Origin of the sequence: Streptomyces aurantiogriseus, assembly GCF_014649375.1 — a bacterium.
Classification (GTDB): domain Bacteria; phylum Actinomycetota; class Actinomycetes; order Streptomycetales; family Streptomycetaceae; genus Streptomyces; species Streptomyces aurantiogriseus.
The window spans coordinates 102,394-117,476 of the sequence record NZ_BMSX01000007.1 but is presented as its reverse complement, the minus strand read 5'-3'; the positions used below and the strand labels follow the sequence as shown (position 1 = coordinate 117,476).

General features: G+C 72.9%; 9 protein-coding genes. 5 read left to right on the top strand and 4 right to left on the bottom strand.

Features of this window, described 5'->3' with window-relative positions; all coding sequences use genetic code 11:
- Positions 1–12 precede the first annotated feature (12 nt).
- Entirely contained in the window at positions 13–5,814 is a 5,802-nt protein-coding gene (locus tag IE263_RS16880) for a WD40 domain-containing protein (RefSeq protein ID WP_189937198.1), read from the top strand.
- A 92-nt stretch (positions 5,815–5,906) separates the two neighbouring features.
- The gene (locus tag IE263_RS16875; RefSeq protein WP_189937196.1) at positions 5,907–6,431 is read left to right on the top strand and encodes a hypothetical protein; all 525 of its coding nucleotides are present in this window, start codon (positions 5,907–5,909) and stop codon (positions 6,429–6,431) included.
- Here IE263_RS16875 and IE263_RS16870 read toward each other — a convergent pair.
- Positions 6,424–7,575 carry a serine hydrolase domain-containing protein gene (locus IE263_RS16870; protein ID WP_189937194.1) on the bottom strand — a complete coding sequence of 384 codons (1,152 nt, stop codon included), beginning with the start codon at positions 7,573–7,575 and terminating at the stop codon, positions 6,424–6,426. The genes IE263_RS16875 and IE263_RS16870 overlap by 8 nt on opposite strands.
- A 267-nt stretch (positions 7,576–7,842) precedes the next feature.
- Here IE263_RS16870 and IE263_RS16865 point away from each other — a divergent pair, with 267 nt between their 5' ends.
- Entirely contained in the window at positions 7,843–9,537 is a 1,695-nt protein-coding gene (locus IE263_RS16865; protein WP_189937192.1) for an RNA polymerase sigma factor, read from the top strand.
- Positions 9,538–9,553: 16 nt separating this feature from the next.
- Here IE263_RS16865 and IE263_RS16860 read toward each other — a convergent pair whose 3' ends face one another.
- Both IE263_RS16860 and IE263_RS16855 read right to left on the bottom strand, forming a co-directional pair.
- Positions 9,554–10,288 carry a glycerophosphodiester phosphodiesterase gene (locus IE263_RS16860; protein ID WP_189937191.1) on the bottom strand — a complete coding sequence of 245 codons (735 nt, stop codon included), beginning with the start codon at positions 10,286–10,288 and terminating at the stop codon, positions 9,554–9,556.
- Between the two features lie 17 nt (positions 10,289–10,305).
- Positions 10,306–11,409, bottom strand: coding sequence for an adenosine deaminase (locus IE263_RS16855; protein WP_189937659.1), 1,104 nt, complete (start codon positions 11,407–11,409; stop codon positions 10,306–10,308).
- Between the two features lie 532 nt (positions 11,410–11,941).
- Here IE263_RS16855 and IE263_RS16850 point away from each other — a divergent pair.
- On the top strand, positions 11,942–12,739 hold the full coding sequence (locus IE263_RS16850) for a DUF4190 domain-containing protein (RefSeq protein ID WP_189937189.1): 798 nt from the start codon (positions 11,942–11,944) through the stop codon (positions 12,737–12,739).
- A 14-nt stretch (positions 12,740–12,753) separates the two neighbouring features.
- Here IE263_RS16850 and ybiA read toward each other — a convergent pair whose 3' ends face one another.
- The gene (gene ybiA / locus IE263_RS16845) at positions 12,754–13,311 is read right to left on the bottom strand and encodes a riboflavin biosynthesis intermediates N-glycosidase (RefSeq protein ID WP_189937187.1); all 558 of its coding nucleotides are present in this window, start codon (positions 13,309–13,311) and stop codon (positions 12,754–12,756) included.
- 211 nt (positions 13,312–13,522) lie between these two features.
- On the opposite strand from ybiA, the gene IE263_RS16840 reads away from it, so the two are divergent.
- Positions 13,523–15,058: a gamma-aminobutyraldehyde dehydrogenase gene (locus IE263_RS16840; protein WP_189937185.1), complete on the top strand. Its 1,536-nt coding sequence runs from the start codon at positions 13,523–13,525 to the stop codon at positions 15,056–15,058.
- Positions 15,059–15,083: the final 25 nt, after the last annotated feature.

Below are 15,083 nucleotides of genomic sequence, written 5' to 3'. Positions count from 1 at the left end.
CATCATGAATATATGGGGGAGCGTCAGATCACTGGTGAAACAGGGCCGTTGGACTTCTTCGTCAGCTACTCACCGGCCGACGAACGCTGGGCGTCATGGATCGCCTGGACCCTGGAGGAGGCGGGCTACCGCACGGTTCTCCAGGCGTGGGACTTCGTCCCCGGCACCAACTTCGTGGACTTCATGGACCGGGGCGTGAGCGAGTCGGCCGCCGTCATCGCCGTCCTCTCGCGCAACTACGAGCGGTCCCGCTACGGCCGGATGGAGTGGCAGGCGGCCCTGCGCGCCGACCCGGACGCCCCGGAGCGCCGGCTGCTCACCGTGCGGGTCGAGGACATCCCGGTGGAGGGGCTCCTCGCCACCATCACCTACGTCGACCTGGTCCCCGTCACCGATCCGGCGGCCGCCCGCGACCTGCTGCTGACCCGGGTCCGCCAGGCCCTCGACGGCCGTGCCCGGCCCAGTCTGCGGCCCGACTACCCGGGCGGGGGCGGCCCGTCGACCCCGCCCGCTCCGCCGGCGGCGGTCCCGCCCGCTCCCGGACGGCCCCTCGGGCAGCCCGGCTGGGCCGGGCGGCGCAGACCCGCGGCGCCACCGGCGTATCCGCCGGCGTCCGCAGGCCCGCGGGGGCGCGAGGCGGTCACCGTGCTCCAGCTCGCCGGGCCCACCTTCGGGCGGGGGCAGGATCCCGCGGAGTTGCAGGCGGCGATCTGGGGGGACCTCGTCGAGCTGACCGACGCCGGCGCCCCGGCCCCCGACCTGCTGGTGGTCACCGGCGATCTGACCGCCTCCGGCAGCCCCCGCGAGGTCGACCAGGCCCTCACCTTCCTCACCGGGCTGCGCGCCCTGCTCGGCCTCGAACCGCACCGGGTCGCCCTCGTCCCCGGCGGCCGGGACGTCAACCAGGCCGCCTGCCGGGCCTACTTCAGCATCTGCGAGGCCGACGAGATCCCGCCCCGGCCGCCGTACTGGCCCAAGTGGCGGCACTTCGCCCGGCTCTTCCAGGAGCTGTACCAGGGCCTCGACGTCGTCTTCGACAGCGACCAGCCGTGGACCCTCTTCCCCGTGCCCGAACTGCACACCGTGGTCGCGGGCCTGAACTCCTCGATGGCCTACAGCCACCGGCTCGACGACCGGTACGGCCTGGTCGGACCCGAGCAGGCCGCCTGGTTCGCCCAGGCGCTGCGGCCGTACGAGGAGGAGGGATGGCTGCGGATCGGGGCACTGCGGCATCCGCCCGGGAGCAGGCAGGGCGGTGCCCCGGACGGGGGCGGGCCGCTGCGCGACACCGACGTCCTCGCCCGCCTCACCGCGCCCCGGCTGCACCTGCTCCTGCACGGCCCCACGGGCCCGGGGGCTCGCCCGCGCCTGGTCACCGCCTCCGGCGAGCTGCCGCTGCTCGGCACCGCCGGTCCCGGCCGGCACCGGCTGCTGCGCATCAGCGGCGACGGGCTCGCGACCTGGCAGGGGCCCGGGGAGCCGGAGCGACGGCAGGTGGAATGGCAGCGGGCCCATCGCGCCTTCGACCGCGAGGAGCCGGACGGCCCGGGCCCGACCGCCCCGGACGTGGACAACCCGCCGGAGCCGGAACCGCGTGGCGTCCCGTCCCCGGCCGAGGTGCTCCGCGAACGTGTCGCCGAGGTCTGCCGCACCCGGCACGAGGGCGCCCAGATCCGCGAGGTGGCCGGACCGGTGCCGCAACTGCTCGTCACCTGGAGGGAGGGGGACTTCGTCCGCCAGCAGCGGGTGTTCGTGCTCATCGGCACCCCGACCGCCGAGGACATCGACCAGGTCGTCGCCCTTGTGCACGCCGCCGACTCCGAGACCGAGGCCGAACTCGTCCACGACGGCCCGCCGCCCGCCCGCGAACTGCGCGACCTGGCCCGCCGCAGAGGCGTCCGGGTGCGCAGCTTCACCGAGTTCCAGGGCCTGCTCGACCTGCGCGGATACGTCGCCGCCCAGAGCGAGCGGCTGCGCACCGACCCCCGCTACCTCCCGGGCATGTACCTGCCGCAGCGGTACCGGGAGGTGGAGCGCCTCGGCGCCGAGGACCGCGACGGCCTCGTCGACGACATGCTCCGCCTCCTCGACTCCGACCAGGGCCGCTTCCTGCTGCTGCTCGGCGACTTCGGACACGGCAAGACCTTCGCGCTGCGCGAACTGGCCCGCCGTATCCCGGCCGAACTGCCGCATCTCGTCCCCCTGTTGGTGGAGCTGAACGCGCTGGACCGGGCCTACTCCTTCGAGGGGCTGGTCGCCGCCCACCTCGCCGCGCACGGTGTCGACACCATCGACCTGCGCGCCTTCCGCTACATGCTCCAGCAGGGCCGGATCGTGCTGCTCTTCGACGGCTTCGACGAGCTGGTCAACCAGGTCACCTACGACCGTGCCGCCGAACGTCTCCAGGTGCTGCTGGACTCCGCCGTCGACAGCGCCAAGATCGTCGTCAGCAGCCGCACCCAGCACTTCCGCTCCCAGGGCCAGGTCCTCACCGCCCTCGGCGAACGCGTCGGGCTCCTCCCGCACCGCCGTGTGCTCGCCGTCCAGGAGTTCACCCCGCAGCAGATCCACGCCTACCTGGCCAACCGCTACGACGGCGACGAACGCGCCGCCGACCGCCGGGTGCGGCTCCTCGACGCCATCCCCGACCTGCTCGCCCTGTGCCGCAACCCCCGGCTCCTCGGTTTCGTCGCCGACCTCGACGACGACCAGCTGCGCGCGGTGGCCGGTGCCGGCCGCGCGCTCAGCCCCGCCGGTCTCTACCAGGAGGTCCTCACCTCGTGGCTGCGCCACGAGGAGCAGCGCGCCGGCGGCGGCCCCGGCCGGGCCCCCGGACTCAGCCTCGACCAGCTGTGGAACGCGGTCACCGCGCTCGCCCTCAGACTGTGGGAGAGCGGCCAGGAGTCGCTGCGCCTCGATGAGCTGACCGACGTCGCCGAGACCCTGACCGGGCTCGCCGAGAGCCGGCTGTCGGTGCCGCAGGCCGCCCATGCCGTCGGCTCGGGCAGTCTGCTGGTGCGCAGCGACGACGGCGTGTTCCGGTTCATCCACGGCTCGGTGGTGGAGTGGCTCGTCGCCCGCGCGTGCGCCCTGCGGCTGGCCGCCGACGACACAGCACTGCTGACCCGACGGCAACTCAGCCGTCTCGCCGTGGAGTTCCTCTGTGACCTCGCCGACCACCGGGCCTGTCAGGAGTGGGCCGAGCGCACGCTGAGCGGCAGCGGAGGGGGCGAGGAGACCGCCCGCGCCAACGCCGTGAAGATCCTCTCCCGGCTGCGCGTGCCCGCCCACACCGACCTGCGCGGCGCCGCCCTCGCCGGGGAGGACCTGTCGTACCGCGACTTCTCCGGCGTCGACCTCACCCGCGCCGACCTCACCGACGCCCGGCTGGTCGGCGCCAACCTCTCCGGGGCGGTGCTGCGTGACGCCCGGCTGACCGGCGCGCGGCTCGACGGCGCCGATCTGACCGGGACCGACCTGCGCGGGGCCGACCTGCGGCGGGCCCGGCTGATCCGCACCGACCTGACCGGCGCCCGCGTCGAGGGCGGGAGATGGCGCCGGGCGGCGCTGGTCTCGGCGACCACCGGCACCGACCTGTCCGACACCCCCGAACTGGCCTCCGCCGCCATCGCCCCCGGCATGGCCGTCGACTCCGGTTTCCGGCCCTCCGCGGTCGGCGTGCCGTACGGCTTCGACATGCGGACCAGCCGGCTGCCGGAACCCATCTCGTACAGCCCGGACGGCGAACTCCTCGCCGTGGGCAGCGAGGACGGCGGGGTGCTGGTCTGCGACGCCGCCACCGGCACCGCCCTGCGCACCCTGGAGGGCCACACCGATCGGGTCTACGCGGTGAAGTTCCGGGACCGGGTGCTGGCGACGGGCAGCGCGGACGGGACCGTACGGCTGTGGGACCCCGTGTCCGGCGCGTGCCGGCACCGGCTGGAGATCCACCCCGCCGGGGTCTGGCCGGTCGCCCTCGACGCCGACGGTTCCCTGCTGGCGACCGGCGACGCCGACGGCGTGGTCACCCTGTGGGACACGGCCACCGGAGCCCCGCTGCACCGGTTGCCCGGTCACGCCGCGCCCGTCTACACGGTCGCCTTCGGACCGGGCAACACCACCCTGGTCACCGGGGACGCCTCCGCCGCCGTACGGCTGTGGGACCTCGCCGACGGGCGGGCGCTCGGGGAGCTGCCGGGGCACCGGGGCGCGGTGTTCCGGGCGCGGTTCAGTCCGGACGGGAGCCTGCTGGCCACCGGGGACATGGGCGCCGGGCGGGCCGGGACGGTCCGGGTGTGGGACGTGGCCGGGCGGCGGGTGCTGCACACGTTCACCGGTCACGCGGGGCGTGTCTACACGCTGGACTTCCATCCCGGCGGCCGCTTCCTGGTGAGCGGCGACACGGAGGGCGAGGTGCGGTTGTGGGACCTGGCCGCCGGGGCCGGCGCCGGGCTGCTCGGCGGCTGCCGGGGCGCGGTGTACCAGGTGCTGTTCGACCCCGACGGCACGACGCTCGCCGCCGGGGACAGCCAGGGCGTCGTCCGGCTGTGGCGCATCGCCCCGGACGCCGAACCGGTGGCCGTCCCCCTCAACCGGCAGCCCGAGGACCACCGCGGCTCGGTCTGGGTCTGCAAGTTCCGCCCGCACGGCGACGCACCCGCCCCGGAGGCCGGCTCCCTGCTGGTGACGGGCGCCAACGACGGTGTCGTACGGCTCTGGGACCCCGCCACCGGCCAGGGCCGGCACATCCTGCGCGGCCACGGACGGCGGATCGGCACCCTGTCCTTCAGCGCCGACGGCTCGATGCTCGCGGCCGGCGGCAACGACGGCGTCGTCCGGCTGTGGCACGCCGTCTCCGGACGGTGGCTGCGCGAACTGACCGGGCAGAGCGACCGCCTGGTCTCGGCTGTGTTCAGTCCCGCCGACCCCGCCCTGCTGGCCACCGCGAGCAGCGACGGCGACCTCTACCTGTGGAACGCCGGGACGGGTGAGTACCAGCGGGAGATGGACGTGGAGACGGACCACGTCTGGGCGGAGGCGTTCAGCGCCGACGGCCACCTGCTGGCCACCGCCAACGACGACGACACCGTACGGATCTGGTACCGGGCCACCGGCGCCCACGTCACCACCATCACCGAGCACTACGGCCGGGTCCGCTCCATCGCCTTCCGGCCCGACGGGGCGGTCCTCGTCACCGGCTGCGACGACCGCAAGGTGCGGATCTGGGACATGGCCGCCCGCCGGATCACCGCCGTCCTCGACGGGCACACCGACCGGGTGTACGCCGTGGCGTTCGCGCCCGACGGCACCTGGCTGGCCAGCGCCTCCTGGGACGGGCAGGCGGTGATCTGGCGGGACGGCGAGATCGCCCACCGGCTGACCGGGCACACCGGCAAGCTGTGGACGGCCGCCGCGCATCCGCTGCGGCCCCTGCTCGCCACCGCCGGCGACGACCGGACCGTCCGCCTGTGGGACCCGCGCTCCGGCCGTGAGACCGCCGTTCTGACCGGCCACACCGGCCGCGTGCTGGCGGTCGCGTTCAGCCCCGACGGCTCGCTGCTGGCGAGCGGCGGCGAGGACGGGACGGTGCGACTGTGGAACGTCCCCGGTGGCGCCCCGGCCACCCTGCGCGCCACGCTCGTCGGGCTGCCGGGCGGCTGGGCGGCGCTGTCACCGTCCGGCGGCTACAAGTTCGAGGGCGATGTCACGGGCGAGTTCTGGCACGCCGTGGGGATGTGCCGGTTCGAGCCGGGGGAGCTGGACGGGCATCTGCCGGGGGTGCGGCAGGTGCCGTTGGAGGAGGCGCTGGACTGAGGCCGCTCAGCGGCCGTGAAGCGCATCCTGGTGCGGCCGGCGAGCGGCGCAAGTGTTTTGAACATGTTCAATTACGGGCGTACGCTGCCTCCATGAGCGACAGAGCCGCCCTGCTGAAGGGCATCCGTGCCTGGCTTGTCTTCTTCGTCGTCTGTCTGGTGCTCAGCGGCGTCACGGCCTTCCCCCTGGTGCACGAACTGCGCTGGACGGAGGACCTGTTGCGCACCCTGTCCGTGCCGGAGCACCTCCCCGCTCTCATGGAGTGGATCGAGCACGTCCGCCGCGGCCTCGACACCGTCGACGCCGAGTACCCCTTCGTCCTCTACGGCACCGACTGGCTGGCCTTCGCCCACCTGGTCATCGCCGTCGCCTTCTACGGCCCCTACCGCGACCCCGTCCGCAACATCTGGGTCGTCGAGTTCGGCATGATCGCCTGCGCCGGGATCATCCCGCTCGCCCTGATCTGCGGGCCGATCCGGGACATCCCCTTCTGGTGGAGCGTGATCGACATGTCGTTCGGGGTGTTCGGGGTGATCCCGCTGTACGTCGTACGCGGGAAGATCAAGCGACTGGAGGCGCTCACCGCCCCGAACACCCTCGCGGTGGCGGCTACTTGAGGGCGGCCGTCGCGATCCGCTCGGCCACCGGGTTCATCCCCTCCGCCTTCGCGTCCGTGGAGTTGACCGAGTAGACGAGGGTACGGCTCAGGTTCCGGGTCCCGGCGATCAGCGCGTTGTAGCCGTACCGGCCGCCCGACTTCAGCCAGTAGACCCGGCCCCCGTACTCGAACCGCTGGAGACCGGCGCTGTAGGTGGCCCCGTCGATGTGAGCCGGGACCGTGAACATCTCCCGCAGTTGGGGCTGCGGCACGATCCGGCCCCGGAACAGCGAGGTGAGCAGCCGTTCCAGGTCCGCGGTCGTGGAGATCATGTCCCCGGCCGCGAACCGGTCCGCCTGGTTCCACTCCGTGACGTCGACGAGCTCCGTCGTCCCGTCGGCCCCCCGCACCGCCTGGTAGCCGTGGTTGTGCGGGCCGCGGATGCGCGGGTCGGTGCCGGGGAAGTACGTGTCGCGCATGCCGGCGGGCGCCAGCACCAGTTCGGCGGCAGCGGCGGCGTACGGCTGCCCGGTCACCTTCTCGATCAGCAGGCCGAGGATCGTGTAGTTGATGTTCAGGTAGTGCTGCTTGCAGCCGGGGCGGAATTCCGGGCCCTTCGCCGCCGCCGAGGCCACGACCTGCTGCGGCGTGAGGGTGTCGTAGCGGTGGGCGTACAGCTCCTCGAACGAATTCCCGAGGCCGTCGCCCGCCGGGATGCCGCTGGTGTGGTTCAGCAACTGCCTTACGGTGACCGGCCGGAAGTCCTTGCCGAGCAGGCCGGGCAGATAGCGCTGGATCGGCCGGTTCAGGTCGATCTCGCCCTGTGCCACAAGCTTCAGTACGGCCGCCGCCGTCACCACCTTGGTCGTCGAACCGGCCCGGAAGCGGGCGTCCGGGTCGGCCGCCCGGCCGCTCTGCAGGTCGTGCACGCCCGCGCTGCCGTGCCACCTGCCGTCACTTCCGCCCACCCGGACCAGGGCCGCCGTCGCGTCCGGATCGGGGAGCCCGGCCAGCGCGGCGCGCAGGGCCTGGGTGTCGAGGCCGGGCGTGCCGGGGGCGGAGGCCGGTGCGGGAGCGGCTGACGCGGGGGCGGTCAGCGGGCCCGCCCCCAGGGCGAGGAGAAGGGTGGCGGCGAGGAGGGTGGTGCGGCGGCGAGCGCGCATGCCAGGGCTCCCGAAGGGGTCGGTGACAGGATCGTGATCATCCTCGGGCGGTTCGCGCCTGCCCGGATCGTCGGCCGGGAGGGTGTCCGACCCTGGTGAAACCCCGAGCAACTGCCGTACTGGGTACGCGGGTTGTCCGGGACGTCCCCTACGGGTGCGCGCAAAAAGTGTTATCCCGACGTCCTTCACCCCGTCTCCGCCCTGTGATCCCCGACATAGCCATCACCCCGGGACCGCCTGAGAGGGTGCGTGCACGCACGAAGTGACATGAGGTACGGAGAGGACGACGTGGACGGGCGGCACTGGCGCTCCACCATCGCGGCCGCGCAGGCCGGCGACCGGCATGCGCTGGACGAGCTGGTCGCGGGCTGGCTGCCCCTGGTCTACAACATCGTCGGCCGCGCCCTGAACGGCCACGCCGACGTCGACGACGTCGTCCAGGAGACCATGCTGCGCGCCGTCGACAACCTCGGCTCACTGCGCGACCCCGACAGCTTCCGGTCCTGGCTGGTGGCGATCGCCATGCGGCAGATCCGCGACCGGGCACGCCGCCGCACCACCCAGCACCTCGACGAGAGCGTGCCCGCGGACGGTGCCGCCGACTTCGCCGAGCTCACCGTCCTCAAACTCCAGTTGGAGGGCCAGCGGCGCGAGGTCGCGGAGGCGGTGCGCTGGCTCGACGACGAGGACCGGCAGTTGCTGTCGCTGTGGTGGCTGGAGGTCGCGGGCGAGCTCAGCCGGCGCGAGCTGGCCGCCGCCGTCGGCATCAGCCGGCAGCACGCCGCCGTGCGCGTCCAGCGGATGAAGGAGCGCCTGGAGGTCTCCCGGGGGATCGTCCGCGCCCTCGACGGCGCCTGCCCCGACCTGCGCGAGCTGACCGGCCGGTGGAACGGCCACCCCGACTCCGTCTGGCGCAAGCGGCTCGCCCGGCACATCCGGGGGTGCGGCTACTGCGGTGACACCGGCACGTCCGTCGTACCGGCCGAGCGGCTGCTGGTGGGCATCGCGCTCGTGCCGGTCCCCGTCGGGTTCACGTTGTCGCTGGCCTTCGGCGGCAAGACCGCCGTGGCCGCCACCGCCGCCGGAACCTCCGTCGGCTGGTCGGCCAAGGTACTGAGCGCGCTGGCCAATCCGGCCGTCGCCGTGACGGCGGGCGCGACCTTCGTCGCGGGCGGCGCCTACGTCGTCACCCAGCCCCCGGACGCCCCGCCGCCGCGCGCGGCCGTCACCCCCACGGCGACGGTCACCCCCGCCCCGCCGCCGTCCCCTTCGGCCGCTCCGTCCGCGTCCCCCTCCGCCACGCCCTCGCCGTCGGCGAGCCCGAGAAGGACCGACCTGTACGGCACCGTCGTCGACGCCGTCGACCAGGCGCCCGACCCGAACACGCGGCCCGCGGCCCTGCCCCACCGGCCCGAGACCGGCATCACCAGCAGCGGCGGCGCGCACGCCACCATGAACCACCGCGGGGACAGCGTCACGCTCAGCGGCCGGGGCTACGTCCTCGTCCGCTGGCAGATCTCCCCGCAGTACCGGTCCGGCGGGCTGGTCATGCCGACCTGGACCGGCCTGAAGGGCAAGCTCTTCCACGTGGCCTCGGGCGGCGGCCGCCGCATGGACGACCCCGTCAGCAGCACCGACAGCTCCGCCACCGGCATGGGCAACTCGACCACCGGCTACGCCGTCCTGCCGTCGGGCACCCAGCAGATGTGGCAGAACGAGTACTACTACGTCGACGGCAGCGTCACCCTCACCGTGAACGAGCGGGGCGCCGACTACGGCCTGAATGTCTTCCCCTCCAGCTGGGACGCGGTGGAGAAGGACGTGCTGAGCGGACCCCCCGAGGGCGCGCAGCGCTACGGCCTCGTCCGCGACACCGGCGAGGACGACACCCCGGTGCCGCAGTACGTAACCCGGGAGACTCCGGCCGATCCGGCGACCGTGCCTCAGCGGTCCCGCGTGTAGTCACCCACGCATGTAGTCACCCACGCGTGTAGTCAGTCAGAGGTGTGCGCGGCGTTGCGGTGGGGGAGGCGCCGTCGCGGAGGTTGCAGAGGACGTCGATGCGGTTGGTGGTGATCGAGTCGACGCCCAGGTCGATCAGCCGGCGCATGGAGCGGCGGGTGTCCGGGGTCCACACGGAGAGCAGATGGCCGCCGTGGTGGACGCGGGCGGCCAGGTCGCGGCTGACCAGCGAGAAGCGGTAGTTGAGCCAGCGGGGCTGCACCGCCGCCAGCAGGACGGGGCGCGGCGGCGCCAGACTCGTACAGGTCAGGGCGATCTCGGCGGACGGGTCGGCGGCGCGGACCGCGAGCATCGCGGCGGCGTTCGCGCAGTAGTACACGCGGTCCGCCGCCCCGGCCTCCCGTACGGCGTCCACCACCCGGCGCGCCGTCCGCACGTCGCGGGTGCCGGGCAGGTCCAGCATCACCCGGCTGCCCTCGGTCGCCGCCAGCGCCTCCGCCAGGGTCGGCACCCCACCCGCCGTGAGCCCGCGCACCTCGGCGGACGACAGGGACAGCAACGGCCGTTCCTGCTCCCACAGCCGCTTCAGCGTCTCGTCGTGCAGCAGCACGGGCACGCCGTCCCTGGTGAGCCGTACGTCGATCTCGACGGCGTCCGCGCCCTGGTGGAGCGCGGAACGCAGTGAGTCGAGCGTGTTCTCACGGAAGCGGTAGGGGTCGCCGCGGTGGGCCACGGCAGTCACGGTCTGCATGGGGCCCATTGTGGCGGTCAGCCGGCGAGGTGGTCCGAGGTGTAGCTGTCGATCTCGGACGTGAGCCTGGTCTTGGCCGCATCCTCCAGGAACGACGCCTCCACGGCGTTCTTCGCCAGCTCCGCCAGGCCCCGCTCGTCGAGGTCGAGGAGCGTGGCCGCGACGGCGTACTCGGTGTTGAGGTCCGTGCCGAACATCGGCGGGTCGTCGGAGTTGATGGTGACCAGGACGCCGGCCTTCACGAACTCCTTGACGGGGTGCTCGTCGAGGGTGCGCACGGCGCGCGTGGCGATGTTGGAGGTCGGGCACACCTCCAGGGCGATGCGGTGCTCCGCGAGGTGTGCGAGGAGCTTCTCGTCCTGGGCGGAGCTGGTGCCGTGTCCGATGCGCTCGGCGCGCAGGTGGGTGAGGGCGTCCCAGACGGTCTGCGGGCCGGTCGTCTCGCCGGCGTGCGGCACCGAGCGGAGGCCGGCGGCGATCGCCCGGTCGAAGTACGGCTTGAACTGCGGGCGGGGGACGCCGACCTCGGGGCCGCCGAGGCCGAAGGAGACCAGGCCCTCGGGGCGCAGGCGGTCGTCCGTGGCCAGGCGGGTCGTCTCCTCGGCGGCCCTGAGACCGGCCTCGCCGGGGATGTCGAAGCACCAGCGCAGCACCGTCCCGAACTCCGCCTCCGCCGACTTGCGGGCGTCCTCGATCGCGTCCATGAAGGCCTGCTCGTCGATGCCGCGGCTGGTGGAGGAGAAGGGGGTGATCGTGAGCTCGGCGTACCGGACCTGCTGGCGGGCCAGGTCGCGGGCCACCTCGTAGGTGAGCAGCCGGACGTCCTCCGGGGTGCGGATGAGGTCCACGACGGACAGGTACACCTCGATGAAGTGCGCGAAGTCCGTGAAGGTGAAGTAGTCGACCAGGGCTTCGGGGTCGGTGGGGACCTTGGAGTCGGGGTGACGGGCGGCCAGTTCGGCGACGATCCGGGGGGAGGCGGAGCCGACGTGGTGGACGTGGAGTTCGGCCTTGGGCAGGCCGGCGATGAAGGTGTGCAGGTGGTGGTCGGTCAAAGGGGCCTCCCCGGGACGGCGCCCCTGGCCTGGGCGCGGGGGCCTGGCCGGGTGGGCGCGGGTGATCGGCTGATCGGTGCGTCGGGGTCATCGTAGGCGGAGGTGGGTGGCTGCGGGCGGTGGGTTTTCGCGTGCGGGGCGCTCTTGCTGGGGGTGGTGGGTGGGGCGGGGGCTTGCGGTGCGGGGCGCGCCTGCGGGTGGTGGGTGGGTCGGGGTCGTGGTGGTGCGGCGAGCCCGTCGCGTGTTGGGCGTACGGCTGCCTGCTGCCACAGTTCGAGTTGGCTGTGACGAGCTGAGCGACGGGCTCCAGCCGCACCACCACGACCCGCTCCCGCCGGGGGGCGGGTGCGGGTGTGTGGGGGCTTGGGTGGTGCCACGGCCCGTTCCTGCCGGGGGGGCGGGTGCGGGTGTGTGGGGGCTTGGGTGGTGCCACGGCCCGTTCCTGCCGGGGGGGCGGGTGCAGGTGCGTTTCGCGGGGTGCGCCGACCTTCATGGACTCTCCTGTGGTCGGGTGGGTGCGGGCCGGCTCGGGGGCTGGGGTGGGTCGTCGGTGTTCGGGCCTTAGCATTGCGGGACGTACGACAGAGGGGGGCTGCGCATGTCTGACGACGCGTCTACTACGGGTGAGGACGCTGCGTGGGGTGCGCCCGGGTCGGTGCCGGAGGGGGTCGAGGGGCCGCAGTACGCGAGTTCCGAGGGGGACGGCGAACCGCGGGACGCGGCTTCCAAGGTGGACTTGGACAAGGGCGGTCCCGGTGGCACCGTCGCCACCCATGAGCCGTTGGCTGCGCGGGCGACCGGTTCGCAGGAGCCGGTGTCGCCGTCCGTACATGAGCAGCAGACGGTCACCTCCCTGCCCAGCGTGACTCCGGCGGTGGGGGACGGCGCCTCGCAGGGCTGGGCGAGTCCGGTCGAGCCGCCGGCACCGGAGAACGGGGCCCTGGCTTCCTTTCCGCCGCCCGATCCCGCTACCGCGATCGGTGGCCCCAACCCCTTCGCGCCCCCTGTGGTCCAGGACGGGGCGGTGCCTCCGCCGCCGATCGCTCCGGACGGCCCCGGCCAGGTCCCGTACGGCTATCCCGGTGGTTATGGATATCCGGTTCAGCCCGGTTACGTCGGCGCTCCGGGGTACGGCTGGCCCGGGATGCGGCCGGCGGAGAACGGGATGGGCATCACCGCGATGGTGCTGGGGATCGTGTCGGCCGGGGGGTTCTGTCTGTGGCCGGCCGCGCTCGTCGTGGGGCCTCTCGCCATTATTTTCGGCGTGATCGGGCGGGCGAAGGCCAAGCGCGGCGAGGCCACCAACGCCGGTCAGGCCCTGGCCGGCATCATCTGCGGCATCGCCGGAACCCTACTGGCGATCGGCTTGGTCGTGCTGGTGATCGTGGCTCCCTGAGCGGTTGCGGAGGCCTACAGCCCCCGCAGTCGCTCCCGCGCCTCCATCAGCGCGAAGCCCAGCAGGTTCGGCCCTCTCCAGCGCTCCGGGTGTGAGGCGGCCTCGTCGTCCGCGGCGAGGCCGATGCCCCAGACCCGGTCCACCGGGCTCGCCTCCACCAGGATCCGATCACCCGTGTTCAGCAGGAACGTCCGCAGCTCGGGATGTGCCGCGAACTTGTGGACGCTGCCCTCGACCACGATCCGGAAGCGCTCGCGCTCCCAGGTCGCCTCGTCGAAGTCGCGGACCAGGCGTCCGGCCTTCTTCGCCTGGGACGGGTGCTCGGCGGCCAGGGCCCGCTTCTCGGCTTCGGCGTCGCCGAAGAGCCGTGCCTTGCCGGCCATCATCCAGTGCTCGGCCGTCGCATAGGTGACACCGTCCACCACGAAGGGTGACGGCCACCACTGGCTCAGGCAGCTCACGCCCACCTGCCCGTCGGGACGTGGCCGGTGTCCCCAGAAGTGCAGGTACTTGATCCTCGCCCCCGCCCGGACCTCCCCGACCAGGGCCTCCCAAGAATCGATCTTCTCCATGCACGCCACTGTCGCACGCGCCACTGACACTGCGTCCCCCGTTTTCCTGGCCGACTCGACACCTGGTCGACAGATTCCGTCGCGTAACCAAAAGGCAACAACGGAATCACTTGTTGGAGTGCCGTAGCTCTGTCAGGATCGGCACTCAAATCAAGCTGGAGCTACGCCACCCGCCCCCACGTGAAGTGGGGCGAAGGCGGAGGAGAGCGACATGCAGAAGCCGGGTACCGCCACCCCGGACCGATTTCCCGCACAGCGACATTTCGCGGACGGCGCTCAGTACATCGCGGGCCGCCTCAGGAGGGGCACGTCCGGCCGGACGCACGCCGTGGTCGATCCGGCCAGTGGGGAGGAGGTCTACCGGTACGAGCTGGCCGGGGCCGATGACGTCGACGCGGCCGTGGCCGCTGCCCGCGCCGCCTTTCCGGAGTGGGCGGGAGCCACTCCCGGCGAGCGGTCCGACGCCCTGTACCGCTTCGCCGTCGTCCTCGCCGACCACGCCGAGGACCTTGCCCGTGCCGAGTCCCTCCAGTGCGGCAAGCCGCTCAAGCTGACGCGGGAGTTCGACGTCCCGGGGACCATCGACAACACCGGCTTCTTCGCCGGTGCCGCCCGGCATCTCCAGGGGCAGTCGGCGGGGGAGTACTCCGGGGATCACACGTCGTACGTGCGGCGGGAGCCCATCGGTGTCGTCGGGTCCATCGCGCCCTGGAACTACCCCCTCCAGATGGCCGCCTGGAAGATCCTCCCGGCGATCGCCGCGGGCAACACGATCGTGCTGAAGCCCGCGGAGCTGACCCCGCTCACCTCGCTGCTCTTCGCCCGGGCCGCCACCGAGGCGGGCATTCCCGAGGGGGTCGTCAACATCGTCACGGGGACCGGGAAGGAAGCCGGTGAGCATCTCGTCGGGCATCCCGACGTGGCCATGACCTCCTTCACCGGTTCCACCGCCGTCGGCAAGCGTGTCGCCGAGATAGCCACCGCCACCGTCAAGCGGCTCCACCTGGAGCTGGGCGGCAAGGCGCCCTTCGTCGTCTTCGACGACGCCGACCTGGAGGCCGCCGTCCACGGCGCGGTCGCGGGCGCCCTCATCAACACCGGACAGGACTGCACGGCCGCCACCCGCGCGTACGTGCAGCGGCCCCTCTACGAGGCGTTCGTCGAGCAGACGGCCGCCCTCATGGAGACCGTACGGCTCGGGGATCCGTTCGCCCCCGGCACCGACCTCGGGCCACTGATCTCGCACGCCCAGCGGGACCGGGTCGCCGCCTTCGTCGACCGGGCGCGCGGCTACGCGCGCGTGGTGACCGGCGGCGAGGCTCCACAGGCGGAGCTCAAGAACGGCGCGTACTATCTCCCCACCCTGATCGCGGACGTGGCGCAGGACAGCGAGATCGTCCAGTCCGAGATCTTCGGGCCGGTCCTGGTCGTCCTGCCCTTCGACAGCGACGACGAGGGGATCCGGCTGGCCAACGACACGCCGTACGGGCTGGCCGCCTCCGCGTGGAGCCGGGACGTCTACCGGGCGAACCGGGCGACACGTGAGATCAGGGCCGGGTGCGTGTGGGTCAACGACCACATCCCGATCATCAGCGAGATGCCGCACGGCGGCTACCGGGCGTCCGGCTTCGGCAAGGACATGTCCGCGTACTCGTTCGAGGAGTACACGCAGATCAAGCACGTCATGTTCGACAACACCGCGGTGGCCCGCAAGGACTGGCACCGCACCGTCTTCGGGGACCGATAGTCATCACCACGGCCGCTGACCAGGC

Coding starts and splice junctions, on each gene's coding strand:
- IE263_RS16875 (WP_189937196.1), top strand. CDS start 5,907: ATGAGCGACAGAGCCGCCCTGCTGAAGGGCATCCGTGCCTGGCTTGTC.
- IE263_RS16870 (WP_189937194.1), bottom strand. CDS start 7,575: ATGCGCGCTCGCCGCCGCACCACCCTCCTCGCCGCCACCCTTCTCCTC.
- IE263_RS16860 (WP_189937191.1), bottom strand. CDS start 10,288: ATGCAGACCGTGACTGCCGTGGCCCACCGCGGCGACCCCTACCGCTTC.
- ybiA (WP_189937187.1), bottom strand. CDS start 13,311: ATGGAGAAGATCGATTCTTGGGAGGCCCTGGTCGGGGAGGTCCGGGCG.
- IE263_RS16840 (WP_189937185.1), top strand. CDS start 13,523: ATGCAGAAGCCGGGTACCGCCACCCCGGACCGATTTCCCGCACAGCGA.
- IE263_RS16850 (WP_189937189.1), top strand. CDS start 11,942: ATGTCTGACGACGCGTCTACTACGGGTGAGGACGCTGCGTGGGGTGCG.
- IE263_RS16865 (WP_189937192.1), top strand. CDS start 7,843: ATGAGGTACGGAGAGGACGACGTGGACGGGCGGCACTGGCGCTCCACC.
- IE263_RS16880 (WP_189937198.1), top strand. CDS start 13: ATGGGGGAGCGTCAGATCACTGGTGAAACAGGGCCGTTGGACTTCTTC.